The 15655-nt window shown below is 70.9% G+C and carries 10 protein-coding genes; 6 read left to right on the top strand and 4 right to left on the bottom strand.

Features of this window, described 5'->3' with window-relative positions:
- Window position 1 precedes the first annotated feature (1 nt).
- The 4 genes from ACH4C6_RS00075 to eccCa all read right to left on the bottom strand — a co-directional run bounded on the left by ACH4C6_RS00075 (window position 2) and on the right by eccCa (window position 8076).
- Window positions 2-418 carry a hypothetical protein gene (locus tag ACH4C6_RS00075; RefSeq protein WP_398106255.1) on the bottom strand — a complete coding sequence of 139 codons (417 nt, stop codon included), beginning with the start codon at window positions 416-418 and terminating at the stop codon, window positions 2-4.
- Window positions 419-462: 44 nt separating this feature from the next.
- Window positions 463-1860 carry a type VII secretion-associated serine protease mycosin gene (mycP, locus tag ACH4C6_RS00070; RefSeq protein WP_398106254.1) on the bottom strand — a complete coding sequence of 466 codons (1398 nt, stop codon included), beginning with the start codon at window positions 1858-1860 and terminating at the stop codon, window positions 463-465.
- Window positions 1861-3495: 1635 nt separating this feature from the next.
- Window positions 3496-4059 (bottom strand): hypothetical protein, encoded by a 564-nt coding sequence (locus tag ACH4C6_RS00065; protein ID WP_398106253.1) that lies wholly within the window; start codon window positions 4057-4059, stop codon window positions 3496-3498.
- 60 nt (window positions 4060-4119) lie between these two features.
- Complete coding sequence (gene eccCa / locus ACH4C6_RS00060; protein ID WP_398106252.1) at window positions 4120-8076, bottom strand: type VII secretion protein EccCa; 3957 nt, start codon at window positions 8074-8076, stop codon at window positions 4120-4122.
- Window positions 8077-8238: 162 nt separating this feature from the next.
- On the opposite strand from eccCa, the gene eccD reads away from it, so the two are divergent.
- The 6 genes from eccD (at window position 8239) to ACH4C6_RS00030 (ending at window position 15510) form a co-directional block, all read left to right on the top strand.
- Window positions 8239-9708, top strand: a complete 1470-nt coding sequence (gene eccD, locus ACH4C6_RS00055) for a type VII secretion integral membrane protein EccD (RefSeq protein WP_398106251.1) — start codon at window positions 8239-8241, stop codon at window positions 9706-9708.
- A 340-nt stretch (window positions 9709-10048) separates the two neighbouring features.
- Complete coding sequence (gene rpsO, locus ACH4C6_RS00050; RefSeq protein WP_286065081.1) at window positions 10049-10336, top strand: 30S ribosomal protein S15; 288 nt, start codon at window positions 10049-10051, stop codon at window positions 10334-10336.
- A 327-nt stretch (window positions 10337-10663) separates the two neighbouring features.
- Window positions 10664-12883, top strand: a complete 2220-nt coding sequence (locus tag ACH4C6_RS00045) for a polyribonucleotide nucleotidyltransferase (RefSeq protein ID WP_398106250.1) — start codon at window positions 10664-10666, stop codon at window positions 12881-12883.
- Entirely contained in the window at window positions 12880-14259 is a 1380-nt protein-coding gene (locus tag ACH4C6_RS00040; protein ID WP_398106249.1) for a M16 family metallopeptidase, read from the top strand. Before ACH4C6_RS00045 ends, ACH4C6_RS00040 begins: the two co-directional genes overlap by 4 nt.
- Window positions 14260-14288: 29 nt before the next feature.
- Complete coding sequence (dapB, locus tag ACH4C6_RS00035) at window positions 14289-15041, top strand: 4-hydroxy-tetrahydrodipicolinate reductase (protein ID WP_398106248.1); 753 nt, start codon at window positions 14289-14291, stop codon at window positions 15039-15041.
- A gap of 13 nt (window positions 15042-15054) precedes the next feature.
- Complete coding sequence (locus ACH4C6_RS00030; RefSeq protein WP_398106247.1) at window positions 15055-15510, top strand: hypothetical protein; 456 nt, start codon at window positions 15055-15057, stop codon at window positions 15508-15510.
- Window positions 15511-15655 lie beyond the last annotated feature (145 nt).

Here is a 15655-nt window from a genome sequence, read left to right as displayed (position 1 = left end):
GTCAGTTTCTCCCCCCGCCGTTTCCTGTCCGCTTCACGTCGCTTAGTCGTTTAGCCTCTTCGGCTTTAAATTCTGCGGCTGACGCCTGCAGGTTCCCCTTGACCCCTTTTTCAAGCAGGTTCTCCAAATGCTGCATCTGAGAACGCCAACGCTTCTGGAATACGGCCAGAGCCGAGTCGGACTTGAACCCTTTAAGGCTGATGCCACTTGTTGCGCTCATCGCTTTGTCGTCGGCATCCATGAGGTTCTTGCGAACGGTCTCCGCGTTCTTCGCTCTTCCTTCGAGTACGGAGGCGTCCACGTGCAGGTGAGGTTGGGCCGAACCGCCCGCGGCGGGCAACTGGTTCAGCTGCATGCTGCTCTGCTGCCGGGCCGCGGCGGTGTTGCGGGCCTGCCCCCACATTTCATCGAACGACACGTTGGTTCCTTGATCCGTCGGCTGACTGGCCGGCTCGCGCCGTTTCAGCCGTGCTGGTCCGGGCCGTGGGCTCCACCGCGAGGGAAGAGTTCGGCGGCATGACCCGGGGGCGGGTTGTAGGGCGGGTACTGCTGCGGATGGTGACCGTATGGGGAGTACGGCGGCAGTGGCGGCAGTGGCGGCGCTGTCAGGGTCGCTCGCCGGCGGCGTGTGCGCAGGACGGCGAGGGTGACCGCTATGCCGATGACGACGGCTGCTGCGGCTCCCGCAGCGACCCACCACGTGACGTTCTTGTCGTCGCCCTCCCCGGAAGCGGCCCTTTCCGTGTCACCCGCACCCGCGGGCGGCGTCGTGGAATTGCTGGGGGCGGAAGCTTCCGCTGAGGGAGACGCGGCGGACGCGGCAAGGTCGGGCAAGGGGTACTCGTCCGCCGGACCTGGGTCACCCGGAGTCTTGAGAGCCACGCGAGGCCGCACAGTGCCGTAGCCGATGGAATCGGTGCGCTCGTCGCCGTTCTTGGGCTTGCCCGCCGTGTTCAGCAGGACTCGGAGCACCTGATGGTTGGTCCAGTCGGGGTGCATGGACCAGACGAGGGCTGCGGAAGCAGAGACCAGGGCTGAAGCTGCACTCGTACCGCTCCCGATACAGATCTGAGTGCCACCGGCACAAGCATTGACGATGTCACCCCCGGGAGCCATCAGGTCGACCTGTGGCCCCCTTTGCGAGATGGGAAGCGCCTTGGCTTCCTTGTCGGAGGCACCCACACCTACGACGCCGGGAGTTGCAGCAGGGTATTCGAAAAAGTTGGATGTATTGCCCGTGTTGCCGACAGCCGCAAAGATCAATTTGCCTTGGTCGATGGCGTACTTGACTGCCGCTGACAGCTCCGGTGTTGAGACGTTGCGGCGGCCGGAGGAATTGGGTGCGCCCATGGAGATGTTGATGATCTGGGCGTCGGAGTCAGCCGCGTAACGGATCGCCTTGGTCAAGACGCGTGAGTACTCTGCTCCGCCGTCGACCTGCCCGAATTTCTCCGTCCAGTATCTCATGCGGATGGGGAGGATCTTGGCGCCTGGAGCCAGACCGAATGACCCGTTCAGCGATCCACGCGCACCAGTTGCTGCGATGAGCGCCGCCATCCCCGTGCCGTGCCCCTCCAAGTCGGTGTGCTCGTCGCCGCGCAGCTCGGAGTAGTCCCTGCCGTCCAGCACCTGCCCCCTCAGGTCGGCCACCGAGTCGTCGACACCAGAGTCGATGACTGCAACGGTGACGCCGCGGCCGGTGCTCACCTTCCACATCTCTTGCGCACGCATGGCATCCAGGTGCCACTGCTTGGCGCGGACCGACTCAGCGTGGGCCGGCATCGCGGAGATACCCACCAGCAGCATGCCGAGGACGGTTGCTGCGGCCGAACGCCCTGAACGCGTACCGCTGGTGGGCATAGAGCTTCCTTAACGCGGGGGAGTGAACTGATCAGTCGACGACACGGGGTACAGGGCGAGCATCGGACCGTACCCAAGTCTCAAGCTCTTCGGTCACGTAGTCCGGCCGCTGGCTGCGTTCTTCGCCTTGAAGGTCTCTGCGCGGGGTCGAAGGCTGGCCGACACGTGTGCCGATGGCAGCGCGGCTTGACGTTGATCCCCTGTGAGGTTCGTCGGATGCCGTCGTGCGTACCAAACCCGACCCGCCGGGCGTGAATGGCCGAGCGCCCCCGTGGCCAGGCTGAAGCGGGCGGCTGCCGACTACGCCGCCGGTTTCCGAGGTCAGACGCCTACCCCCCGCGAGACCGTTCTGGCCGGTAACGGCGTTACCGCCTGTCGCTACGCCAGGGGAACCAACTCGGCCCGTGGGCGTTTGGTTCTGACCACTCCGTCCTTGGGCGTTCTCGGTACCGATGACTGTCCCCCGAGGCACGCCAGGCTTCGTGGCGTTGGAGCCGGGCGACACCGGGCGCCCCCCCACGATCCCGGCGCTCGGCGTTCTTGTGGTGCCGCCCAGCCCGCCTGTGCCGCCTTGCCCAAGCCCTTGCCCCGGCAAGTGCGCACCGCGCGCTGCTGAGGAGCCAGAGGGCGGTGGCAGGAGCACTTGCGTTCGCAGCCCCGGGCGGCCTGCAGGGGCCGAAGCAGGTGGTACCGGCAAGGTGGGAAGGAACGATTCCGGACGGGAGACGCTAGCGGCGGGTGGCATTGCTGTGGTGTTACCTGCGTGAGGCGTTTCCGGCGCGAGCGTTGCGGCATCAATATTCATTGACACAGGACGTGAGGCAACGGACTGATCGGCTTCCCACGGAGAGGTGGCCGGTTCTGTGCCTGCAAGGGCAGCTCCCCCAGGGGCACGGCGCGCATGGGACACCCCTCCCTCGGCCGGTGGTTCGTAGGAAGGACCGGCCGCGGTCGACCCTGATCCGGTCGGTGAACTGCCGGAGAGATAGGTGCCGGGGAGCCGCCATTCCGGGCCCTCGAGGTGCCGCGCCGGCGGCGAGAACGTAGGCGGTTCCACCCCATTCACCTGCTGCGCCGAATACTCATACGTCTGCGCCAGCTTCCGCAGCTGCTGGATCGCCTCCGCCCGCGCCGCCTCCATGCGCTGCTGCGCCGCCGTCGCGTCGGACTGGGCCGTCCGCGCGAGCTTGCGGGCGTCGGGGTCGTTGCGTGCGCCCGGCTCCTGCGTCGTGGCGAACGCCTTCCGCGCGTCGGCCAGGTCCGCCTTGGCCTGGGTGGTCTCGGACGTGGCCGGCATGGCCGCCTTGGCCTCGGCCACCGCCTGGGCCACCGTGGCCATCCAGCGGGAGGCGACCTCCGCGTACTGGCCCAGGCGCAGGGTCGCGGCCGCGCTCTGCCCGCCCCAGTCGCGGAAGGCGTCGCCGCCCTCGCCCTGCCACTCCAGTCCCTTGACGTACGTCATGAGGTCGTCGCCGATCTTCGTGATCGTCGACGAGGCCTTGGCGAGCTTCGTCGCGAGCTGGGACGCGCCCGCCGAACTTGCCGATTCCAGCAGCGCCGCCAACTGCTCGTGCGTCATGGACTCGAAGTCCGTACGCCCCGGCTGCGGCGTCCCGCGGCCCGTCTGCCCAGCCATCAGTACTCTCCCCCCTCGGTGGTGGAGGGCTCCGGCGTGCCGGCCGCGCCACCCGTACCGGTCCCGCCGGTACTACCGGCCCCATCGGCCGCGCCACCCGTACCGGCCGGTCGTTCCGCGTAGGGGTCCCGCCCCGCCACGTAGTACTTCTCCGCCTCCGCGTTGACCGCCCTCATCCGTGCCTTGATGTCCGCGTCGAGGTTCTCGTAGCCCACCCGCGACGCGTGCACCGCCAGGCCCATGCTCTCGATCTGCGTGCCCAGGGCCTTGGACAGCTTCTCCAGTTCGTCGTGGACGACGGCGTACGAGTCGTAGAGGAACTGTGCCTCCTTGAACTCGGCGGCGCCCAGCTGGGCGCGCTGCAGGCGGTCCTGGCCGACCTTGGCCGGTGCCGCCTCCGACTCGTCCAGTTCCCGCAGCAGGGCGTCGACGCGCTTCTTGAAGCCCGCCATCGCCTTGTGCTGGATGTCCAGCGCCATCGCGGGGTTCACCCCGGACAGCGTGTCGAACGCCTGGCCCGTGTCCGGCGCCCCGCCCGTGCCGCCGCCCCCGTGCGAACTCACCTCTGCAACCTCCCCGTTCCCTTCCGGACGCCCCCGTCTCCGCGCCCGGACCCGATCACCCTAGTGCCGTTGCGGTAGCAAGCCCACTTGAATCAGCGGCGTCCCGCGCTTGCGTGACACGAACACGCCACGTCCGGGAGGCATGGGACGCGCTCGCACGTTGCCCAGGATGTCGCCCTCGCTCGGATCACCCGAAAGGATCACGCCCTGCGCGCCGAGCTCCTTCAGCCGCTGCAGGAAGGACTCGTACATCGCCCGCGAGGCGCCCGCCGAGCTGCGCGCGACGATGAACTTGACGCCCACGTCACGGGCGAACGGCAGGTGCTCCACGAGCTGCGCCATCGGGTTGCCGGAGCCCGCGGCGACGAGTTCGTAGTCGTCGACGACGACGAACAGCTGGGGGCCGCTCCACCAGCTGCGGTCCCGCAGCTGCTGCGGCGTGATGTCCGGCTTGGGCGCGCGCCGCTCCATGAACTGGCCGATGGCGTCCATGTGCACCTGCATGGCCGACGCCATCGGCGCGTACTCCAGCAGGTGTTCCTCCGACACCGCCTCCAGCATGGTGCGCCGGTAGTCCCCGACGACGATGCGCGCCTCGGCCGGGGTGTAGCGCTCGGCGATCTGCTTGGCGATCAGGCGCAGCAGGTTGGTCTTGCCGGACTCGCTGTCACCGAACACGAGCAGGAACGGGTCCGTGTCGAAGTCGACGAAGACCGGTTCCAGGCCGGCCTCGTCGATGCCGATCGCAATGCCGTGCTGCGGGAACTCGAACCCCTTGGGCAGCTGGTCGGCGGGCAGCTTGCGCGGCAGCAGCCGTACCGCCGGGGCCGGCGGCCCCTGCCAGCCGCCGCGCACCGTCCGCACGAGATGAGCCGTCGCCTCGGTCAGGCTGTCGGCCTCGGACAGCGAGTCGATGCGCGGCAGTGCGGTCATGAAGTGCAGCTTCTGCGGGACCTGGCCGCGTCCCGGCACGCCCGCCGGCACGTTCAGCGCGACCTTGCGGTCGAACTCGGAGTCCATGGCGTCGCCCAGCCGCAGCTCCAGCCGGCCCAGGATCTGGTCCTTCAGGGCCGCGCGCACCTCCATGTAGCGCGAGGCGGACAGCACGACGTGCACGCCGTAGCCCAGGCCGCGCCCGGCGATGTCGTGGACGACGCCTTCCAGGCCTTCGTAGTCGTTGCGGAAGGCGCCCCAGCCGTCGACGACCAGGAAGACGTCGCCCCAGGTCTCGCCGGGCAGTTCACCGGCCGCGCGGCGGCGCCGGTAGGTGGCGATCGAGTCGATGCCGTTGCTGCGGAAGAACCGCTCGCGCCGGTTGAGGATGCCCGCGACCTCCGCGACCGTCCGCCGCACCCGCTCGGGATCGAGCCGGGACGCCACACCGCCCACGTGCGGCAAGTCGTTCACCGCGGTGAGGCCGCCCCCGCCGAAGTCCAGGCAGTAGAACTGCACTTCGTGCGGTGTGTGGGTGAGCGCGAACGACGAGATCAGCGTGCGCAGCAGGGTGGACTTGCCCGACTGGGGGCCGCCCACCACCATCATGTGCCCCGCCGCACCGGAGAAGTCCTGGAACAGCACGTCGCGTCGCTGCTCGTACGGCTTGTCGATCAGTCCCAGCGGAACCGTCAGCCCGCCCAATCGCGTGTACTCGGCGGCGTGCGCGCCGCGTTCGTGGGTCACGGCCAGCGCGGGCAGCAGGTCGTTCAGCGCCGGTGCCCGCTCCAGCGGTGGCAGCCACACCTGGTGCGCCGGCACGCCCTGCCCCTCCAGGCGCTGCACGATCACGTCGAGCACGGTGTCGGCGAGGGCGTCGTCCTCCCCGCGCGGCTGCGGGTCCTGCCCCGGTTCGGGCGCCGCGTACGTCACCGGCACGGCAGCCGCCGTGAACAGCGCGGGCCGCCGCTCCACGGGCAGCCGGCCGGCCGAGGCCTCCGGGCCGCCCGTGCGGTACACGCCGGACACGTAGGCGGCCTTGAACCGCACCATCTCGTCCGTGCCGAACTTGAGGTAGCCGGAGCCGGGCACGGACGGCAGGTGGTAGGCGTCCGGCACACCTAGCGCGGCACGGGACTCCGCGGCCGAGAAGGTGCGCAGGCCGACGCGGTACGACAGGTAGGTGTCCAGGCCGCGCAACCGGCCTTCCTCCAGCCGCTGGGAAGCCAGCAGCAGATGGACTCCCAGCGACCGCCCGATGCGGCCGATCTGGATGAACATGTCGATGAAGTCGGGCTTGGCGGTGAGTAGTTCGCTGAACTCGTCGATCACCAGGACGAGGGACGCGAGCGGCTCGAGCGGGGCTCCGGCGGCGCGTGCCTTCTCGTAGTCGTGGAGGTTCGCGTAGTTGCCGGCCGACCGCAACAGCTCCTGCCGGCGCTGCAGTTCGCCGCGGATGGCGTCGCCCATGCGGTCGACCAGGGTCAGGTCGTCGGCCAGGTTGGTGATGACCGCGGCGACGTGCGGCATCTGGGCCATGCCGGCGAAGGTCGCGCCGCCCTTGAAGTCCGCCAGCACGAAGTTGAGCGTCTCGGACGAGTGCGTGACCGCCAGTCCCAGGACGAGGGTGCGCAGGAGCTCCGACTTGCCGGAACCCGTGGCGCCCACGCACAGTCCGTGCGGCCCCATGCCGTCCTGGGCGGCCTCCTTCAGGTCCAGCATCACGGGCCGGCCGTCCTCGCCCACACCGATCGGCACGCGCAGCCGCTCCGGCGTGGACCGGGGCCGCCAGGTGCGCTGGACGTCCACGGAGGCGGCGTCGCCCAGTCCGAGCAGGTCCGTGAAGTCCAGGTTGGACAGCAGGGGTTCGTCGTCGTCACCGCCGCCCATGCGCAGGGGGGCGAGCTGGCGGGCCAGCGCCTCGGCGGCGGCCGGCGACAGCGTGTCCGGCGTGCCCTCGTAGGCGATGCCGCCACCGGAGTCCAGCCACAGGCGGTCCGGGCGCACCACGACGGAGAGGTCACCGCGCGGCTGGTCCAGGTCACCGGCGACGACCTCCACCACGGTGACGCCCTGGAGACCCTCGGCGGCGGCGAAGGCCGAGGTGGGCGGCACCATGCCGCCGTCCAGCACCACCAGCACGTGCGGTTGGTCCAGGAGCGGGCGGCCGTCCCTGCTGAACCTCGGACGGCCCTCCAGCCGGGGTGCGAGCAGCGCCTCCAGCTCTCCGAGGTCGTCGCCGAACAGCCGCCGGGTGCCCGCCCCGTCCACCTGCCCGGCCACCTGGTTGTGCGGCAGCCACTTGGTCCAGTCCCAACGCTCCACCGCCGCGGGCGCGGCGACCACGGCGACCAGCAGGTCGTCAGGGGAGTGCAGGGTGACCGCCTGCGCCACCAGCGCGCGGGCCGTGGACCGGGCGCTCTCCGGTTCACCCGACACCGTGACGTGGTAGAAGGCGCGCAGCGACACCGCCACCGGCAGGGCGTCCAACTGGCCGTGCACGGTGAGGAACCGCTGCATGGCCCCCGCGCACAGCGGCTCCAGTTCGTCGACCGGCGCGGTGTCCGGCGCGACCAGGGGCGTGGCCAGTTGCTGCGGCCCCAGGCCGAGCCGCACCTGTCCGAAGTCGGCGTCACCGACGCGTCGTTCCCACACCCGGCTGCCCTCGGCGACCACGGCCCACAACTGGTCGGGGGCGGGGTGCAGGTACAACTGGGCGTCGCGCTGGCGCAGTGCGGTCCGCCGGATCCGGCGGCGCGTCTGGGCCAGGTACCGCAGGTAGTCCCGCCGCACGTCGGCCATTTGCCCCTGCGTACCGCGGCGGTAGCGGACGATCTGCGCGACCACCATGGCGGCCGTCGACACCAGCATCACCACGCCCATGATCCGCATGAACGGATGGGCGTTGGGGGAGGCGAAGTAGAACACCACCGACGAGCCCATGCCCAGCGTCGGCAGCACCTGCATGAGCACGCCCTCCTGCTGCCCGCGCGGCAACTCGGGAGGAGCTTCCAGTTGCAGTTCTTCCGAGGGCACTTCGGGCGGCAGCGCACGAGGCGGACGCTTGACGACGATCTGGCTCACCGAGGCCAATCCCCCTGCTCCGACGGGCGATTGCCCACCGGCACCCCCGTGGTACCGGCCGTCCCGCGCTGCCCGGTGATCCTACTCGGCACGACCGACGGCGCTTGTCGGTAGGGTGGCGCACCGCAGCGTACGCATCCGCGAAGCAGGGGGTCAGTGAAGGTGAGTACGACCACGGCAACAGGGTTCTGCCGAGTCACCGTCGTCGCGCCCGACAGTCGCATCGACGTGGCGCTTCCGGTGGACCTGGCCGTGGCCGAGGTCTACCCGGAGATCCTGCGTCTGACGGGCCAGACCCAGCCCGCCGGCACGCCGACGGGCTATCACCTGGTCCGCCGCGACGGCCGGGTGCTGGACGGGGCGCGCACCCTGGCCGACGAACGCGTCCTGGACGGTGAGGTGCTGAGCCTGCGCCCCTTCGCCGAGTCGCTGCCGCCGGCCGTCTACGACGACGTCTCGGACGCCGTCGCCTCGGCCGTGGTCCGCGACCGCCACCTGTGGAGCGACGACCTGCTGCGCGCGGCCGGGCTGGCCGGCGGCGCACTGCTGGTGCTGCTGTGCGGGTTCGTCCTCTGGTACGCCGACCCGGTGCGCCACGACATGAGCGGACTGCCCGGCATCCTCGCCGGTGGCGTCGGCCTGCTCCTCACCGCGTTCGCCGGCGTCCGCACCCGCGTCTACGCGGACCGGGCCTCGGCGGCGGCCCTGGGACTCTCGGCGCTGCCGCTGCTGATGATCGCCGGCACCGGCATCGTCGGCCCGCAGGCCGGCCACGGACCGGGCAAGCTCCAGTTCATGCTGGGCTGCGTGACCGTGCTGGTGGCGTCCGTGGTGCTGGCCGCGCTGTCCCCGGCCTCGGACGCGCCCTTCGTGGCGGCCACCTTCCTCGCGGCGGTCGGGTCGCTGGTCACGTTCGTCGCCATCGTCGCCGGCGCCTCGGCCACGGCGGCCGCCGCCGTGTGCGCGCCCGCCGCGATCGGCCTGGTGGCCTTCCTGCCCGGCATGTCGGCGCGGTTCGCGCGCCTGCCCATCGGCTACGCCTCACCCCGCTCGGCCGCACAGGACGACTTCGACCCGGACCCCGGGCAGGGCCCCGACGAGGAGCCGCTGGACGCGGAGCGGATCGCGGCGCAGGCCAGGCGCGGGCACGAGATGCTGCTGGGACTGGTGGCCGGCACGGCGGCCGTCGTCATCGCCTCCGCGGCGGTCCTGGGCTTCTCGGACGACGTCTGGGGCCAGCTGCTGGCGCTGGCCGCCGGCCTCGCCATGCTGATCCGGGCACGGCTGTTCCGCTACACCTCCCAGGTGGTGTGCGTGTTGGTGGCGGGCATCGCGGCGATCGCCCTGCTGCTGCTCGGCCTCGCCCTGAACCCCCCGGCGGCGGCCCTGACCGAGTTCGTGCTCCACGGCGACCGCGGGGCGCTGGACGCCCGTACGGTCTGGCTGACCGCGGCCGTCGCGGCGGGCGCCGCACTCGTCACCGCCGTCGGGCTCGTCGTCCCCCGCAAGGGCCTGTCCCCGTTCTGGGGCCGGTTCCTCGACCTGGCGGAGGGGGCCGTACTGCTCTCCCTGGTCCCGCTGTGCCTCGCCGTCCTGGGCGTCCTCACCGACGTCCGGTCCATGACCGGCTGACCTGAGACGATGTGCCGGGCGGCGGCCGGGGCCGCCCGGGGGGTCCGCCACTGGTCCGCCGGGCCTTGCGGGAAGGCGCCCGGCCCACCCCGGCCACCTGCCCGGCCCCGGCCACCCGCCCGGCCCCGGTCACCTGCACGCACCCGGCCACCTGCCCGGCAAAGCCGCCCCTCACCGCCTGCTACCCTGGTCGACGGCCGTTTGTGTACGCACCCCCGGAGCGATCCCTCGCCCTGGAGGCCGCGCCCAGCGGATCCCCGCCTTCCGAGTCACGGAAGCTCCCCCGAGATGCAGACCGGGGGCACTCGGTGGCCCATCACAGACCTAATGAGGAGTACGCGTGCCGCTCGACGCCGCTACGAAGAAGCAGATCATCACCGAGTTCGGCCAGAAGGAGGGCGACACCGGCTCCCCCGAGGTCCAGGTCGCCATGCTCTCGCGCCGCATCTCGGACCTGACCGAGCACCTCAAGACCCACAAGCACGACCACCACTCGCGTCGTGGCCTGCTGATCCTGGTCGGTCAGCGTCGCCGCCTCCTGCAGTACCTGGCGAAGAAGGACATCCAGCGCTTCCGTGCGCTGGTCGAGCGCCTCGGCATCCGCCGCGGTGCGGCGGGCGCCAAGTAAGACGCCGTGAGGGGAGCGGTTCCCGGCAGGAAAAGGGAACCGCTCCCTTTGCCGTACGTGCGCAGTGTCACCCCTGCTTTGTAGTGTGGTAGCACGACGCAAGATGCGACACAGCGTGATACGTCCTCACCTCGGTGGGTACGGCGTATCACGTAAGACGAACGAGGAGAGGCGCACCGAGCCGCCGCCGGTCCTCGGTAGTGGCCCCCGGGAGAAGAGATCCCCGGGTGCTTCGATCGAAGACCGGCCCGCACAGCACCGTGCGCTTCTCCGCAACCGTCCCCCTGCCACACGGGCAGCCGGGACGAAGACGAGGAGACATCACTAGTGGAGAACGAGACCCACTACGCCGAGGCCGTCATCGACAACGGCGCATTCGGCACCCGCACCATCCGCTTCGAGACGGGCCGCCTGGCCAAGCAGGCCGCCGGCTCCGCCGTGGCGTACCTGGACGACGACACCATGGTGCTGTCGGCCACCACCGCCTCCAAGAACCCCAAGGACCAGCTCGACTTCTTCCCCCTCACGGTGGACGTCGAGGAGCGGATGTACGCCGCCGGCAAGATCCCCGGCAGCTTCTTCCGCCGTGAGGGCCGTCCCTCCGAGGACGCCATCCTCACCTGCCGTCTGATCGACCGCCCGCTGCGCCCGTCCTTCAAGAAGGGCCTGCGCAACGAGATCCAGGTCGTCGCCACGATCATGGCGCTCAACCCCGACCACCTGTACGACGTCGTCGCGATCAACGCGGCCTCGGCGTCCACGCAGCTGGCCGGCCTGCCCTTCTCCGGCCCGATCGGCGGCGTCCGCGTCGCGCTGATCCGCGGCCAGTGGGTGGCCTTCCCGACGCACACCGAGCTCGAGGACGCCGTCTTCGACATGGTCGTCGCGGGCCGCGTCCTGGAGGACGGCGACGTCGCGATCATGATGGTCGAGGCCGAGGCCACCGAGAAGACCATCAAGCTGGTCGAGGGCGGCGCCGACGCGCCGACCGAGGAGGTCGTCGCGGCCGGTCTGGACGCCGCGAAGCCCTTCATCAAGGTCCTGTGCAAGGCGCAGTCGGACCTCGCCGCCAAGGCCGCCAAGCCCACCGGCGAGTTCCCGATCTTCCTGGACTACCAGGACGACGTCCTCGAGGCGCTCACCGCCGCCGTCCGCCCCGAGCTGGCCCAGGCGCTCACCATCGCCGGCAAGCAGGAGCGCGAGGCCGAGCTCGACCGCGTCAAGCAGCTCGCCGCCGAGAAGCTGCTGCCGGAGTTCGAGGGCCGCGAGAAGGAGATCTCCGCCGCGTACCGCTCGCTGACCAAGACCCTGGTCCGTGAGCGCGTCATCAAGGAGAAGAAGCGCATCGACGGCCGCGGTGTCACCGACATCCGCACCCTGGCCGCCGAGGTCGAGGCCATCCCGCGGGTCCACGGCTCCGCCGTGTTCGAGCGCGGCGAGACGCAGATCCTGGGCGTCACCACGCTGAACATGCTCCGCATGGAGCAGCAGCTGGACACGCTGTCGCCGGTGACGCGCAAGCGCTACATGCACAACTACAACTTCCCGCCGTACTCCACCGGCGAGACCGGCCGCGTCGGCTCCCCGAAGCGCCGCGAGATCGGCCACGGCGCCCTCGCCGAGCGCGCCCTGGTCCCGGTCCTGCCGACGCGCGAGGAGTTCCCCTACGCGATCCGCCAGGTCTCCGAGGCGCTGAGCTCCAACGGCTCGACGTCCATGGGCTCGGTCTGCGCCTCCACCATGTCGCTGCTGAACGCCGGTGTGCCGCTGAAGGCCCCCGTCGCCGGTATCGCCATGGGCCTGATCTCCCAGGAGATCGAGGGCGAGACCCACTACGTCACCCTCACCGACATCCTCGGTGCGGAGGACGCCTTCGGCGACATGGACTTCAAGGTCGCCGGCACCAAGGACTTCGTGACCGCCCTCCAGCTCGACACCAAGCTGGACGGCATCCCGGCCTCCGTCCTGGCCGCGGCCCTGAAGCAGGCCCGTGACGCCCGCCTCCACATCCTCGACGTGATGATGGAAGCGATCGACACCCCGGACGAGATGTCCCCGAACGCCCCGCGGATCATCACCGTCAAGATCCCTGTGGACAAGATCGGCGAGGTCATCGGCCCCAAGGGCAAGATGATCAACCAGATCCAGGAGGACACCGGCGCCGAGATCACGATCGAGGACGACGGCACCATCTACATCGGTGCCGCCGACGGCCCGGCCGCCGAGGCCGCCCGCGCCACGATCAACGGCATCGCCAACCCGACGATGCCCGAGGTCGGCGAGCGCTACCTGGGCACGGTCGTGAAGACGACCACCTTCGGCGCCTTCGTCTCCCTGCTCCCCGGCAAGGACGGTCTGCTGCACATCTCGCAGATCCGCAAGCTCGCCGGCGGCAAGCGCGTGGAGAACGTCGAGGACGTCCTCGGCGTGGGCCAGAAGGTCCAGGTCGAGATCGCCGAGATCGACTCCCGCGGCAAGCTCTCCCTGATCCCCGTGATCGAGGGCGAGGAAGGCGACGAGACGAAGAAGGACGACGCCGACCAGTGACGTCCCGTGGCTCCCAGGCGACGGCCCGCACCACCTCGGAGGCGCGGGCCGTCGCCCGTACCCAAACCCTCATCAAGGGCGAGAACGGCATCGGCACCGTGCGCAAGACCACCCTCCCCGGTGGCCTGCGCATCGTCACCGAGACGCTGCCCTCGGTCCGCTCCGCGACCTTCGGCATCTGGGCGCACGTCGGCTCCCGCGACGAGACCCCGGCGCTGAACGGCGCCACCCACTACCTCGAGCACCTCCTCTTCAAGGGCACCCGCAAGCGCAGCGCCCTCGACATCTCCTCCGCCCTCGACGCGGTCGGCGGCGAGATGAACGCGTTCACGGCGAAGGAGTACACGTGCTACTACGCGCGCGTGCTCGACACCGACCTGCCGCTCGCGATCGACGTCGTCTGCGACATGCTGACCGGCTCGCTCATCCGCGAGGAGGACGTCGACGTCGAGCGCGGCGCCATCCTCGAAGAGATCGCCATGACCGAGGACGACCCGGGCGACTGCGTGCACGACCTGTTCGCGCACACGATGTTCGGCGACAACGCCCTCGGCCGCCCGGTCCTCGGCACGGTCGACACGGTCAACGCCCTCACCGCCGACCGCATCCGCCGCTTCTACAAGAAGCACTACGACCCGACCCACCTGGTCGTCGCCTGCGCCGGCAACGTCGACCACGCCAAGGTCGTCCGCCAGGTACGCGCCGCCTTCGACAAGGCCGGGGCCTTCCGGGACCTCGCAGCCGAGCCCGTCGCCCCGCGCGGCGGCAGTCGCGCGCTGCGCACCGCCGGCCGGGTCGAGCTGGTCGGCCGCAAGACCGAGCAGGCGCACGTCGTGCTGGGCATGCCGGGCCTGTCCCGCACCGACGAGCGGCGCTGGGCCCTCGGCGTGCTGAACACCGCCCTCGGCGGCGGCATGTCCTCCCGCCTGTTCCAAGAGGTCCGCGAGAAGCGCGGCCTGGCCTACAGCGTGTACTCGTACACCTCGGGCTTCGCCGACTGCGGCCTGTTCGGCGTCTACGCCGGCTGCCGGCCCTCCCAGGTCCACGACGTGCTGAAGATCTGCCGCGACGAGCTCGACCAGGTCGCCGAGCACGGCCTCCCGGACGACGAGATCGCACGTGCCGTCGGCCAGCTGCGCGGCTCCACGGTCCTCGGTCTGGAGGACACCGGTGCGCTGATGAACCGCATCGGCAAGAGCGAGCTGTGCTGGGGCGAGCAGATGTCGGTCGACGACATGCTCGCGCACATCGCGTCGGTCACCCCGGACGACGTGCGCGCGGTCGCCCGCGAGATCCTGGGACGGCGGCCCTCCCTGTCGGTCATCGGCCCGCTGAAGGACAAACAGGCGGCCCGCCTGCACGACGCCGTCGCCTGACCCTCCCCCTGGTGAAAGAAGCACAAGAGATGAGCAAGCTGCGCGTGGCGGTCCTCGGCGCCAAGGGCCGGATCGGTTCGGAGGCCGTCCGGGCCGTCGAAGCCGCCGAGGACATGGAACTGGCCGCCGCCCTCGGCCGGGGCGACGCACTGGAGGCGCTCACCGACTCCGGCGCCCAGGTCGCGGTGGAACTGACCACCCCCGACTCGGTCATGGCCAACCTGGAGTTCTGCGTCGGCCACGGCATCCACGCCGTCGTCGGCACCACGGGCTGGAACGACGAGCGCCTCGCGCAGCTGAACGGCCTGCTGGAGAAGTCCCCGGGGACGGGCGTGCTCATCGCGCCCAACTTCTCCATCGGGGCCGTGCTGACCATGAAGTTCGCCCAGCTCGCCGCGCCGTACTTCGAGTCGGTCGAGGTCGTCGAGCTGCACCACCCGAACAAGGTGGACGCCCCCTCCGGCACCGCCACGCGCACCGCGCAGCTCATCGCCGAGGCCCGCCGGGCGGCCGGCACCGCCCCGGCACCCGACGCCACGGCCACCGCCCTGGACGGCGCCCGCGGCGCCGACGTCGACGGCGTCCCGGTGCACGCCGTACGGCTGCGCGGCCTGCTCGCCCACCAGGAGGTCCTGCTGGGCGGCGAGGGCGAGACCCTCACCGTCCGGCACGACTCGCTCCACCACAGCAGCTTCATGCCGGGCATCCTGCTCGGCGCCCGCCGCGTGGTGACCACTCCGGGCCTGACCTTCGGCCTGGAACACTTCCTGGACCTGAACTGAGCCCCTGACCCTCATGCGCGCGAAGCTCACCTACGCCCTCACGGCCGCCGTCCTGGTCGTCTACTTCGTCCTGGTCGGGAGCCGCGGCGTCCTGCTCATCGAGACCGGCACGCCCCTCACCGTCACCTTCGGGGTGGCGGTGCTGATCCTGCCGGGCATCGGCCTGTGGTTCCTGTGGAAGAACACGCAGTTCGTCCGCCGGGCCAACGCCCTGGCGGCCGAACTCGACGCCGAGGGCGGGCTGCCCGTCGACGAGCTGAGGCGGACCCCCAGCGGGCGCGTCGACCGGGACTCGGCCGACGAGGTCTTCGCCCGGCGCAAGGCGGAGACCGAGGCCGCGCCCGAGGACTGGCGCACCTGGTTCCGTCTCGCCGTCGCCTACCACGACGCCCGCGACACCCCGCGGGCCCGCAAGGCGATGCAGCGCGCGATCGCGCTGCACGACGGCAAGCAGCCGGAAGCGGCCTGACCGCCACACCCCCCACATGCCGACACACCCCCCACACGCCGGCGGGGGGGGGCCCCCCCCCCGCCCCGGCCCCCCCGCCCGGCAAGGGGGGGGCGGGCGGGCCGGGCGCGGCGGGCCCGGCCCCCCCCGGGGGCGCCCCCCCGGC

The organism is Streptomyces sp. NPDC017943 (genome assembly GCF_044328425.1).
GTDB classification, from domain to species: Bacteria; Actinomycetota; Actinomycetes; order Streptomycetales; family Streptomycetaceae; genus Streptomyces; species Streptomyces djakartensis_A.
This window is presented reverse-complemented; position numbering and strand designations above follow the sequence as displayed.

Bases quoted from the DNA above. Each gene is read 5' to 3' on its own strand.
- mycP (WP_398106254.1), bottom strand. From the start codon at position 1,860: ATGCCCACCAGCGGTACGCGTTCAGGGCGTTCGGCCGCAGCAACCGTC.
- dapB (WP_398106248.1), top strand. From the start codon at position 14,289: ATGAGCAAGCTGCGCGTGGCGGTCCTCGGCGCCAAGGGCCGGATCGGT.
- ACH4C6_RS00030 (WP_398106247.1), top strand. From the start codon at position 15,055: ATGCGCGCGAAGCTCACCTACGCCCTCACGGCCGCCGTCCTGGTCGTC.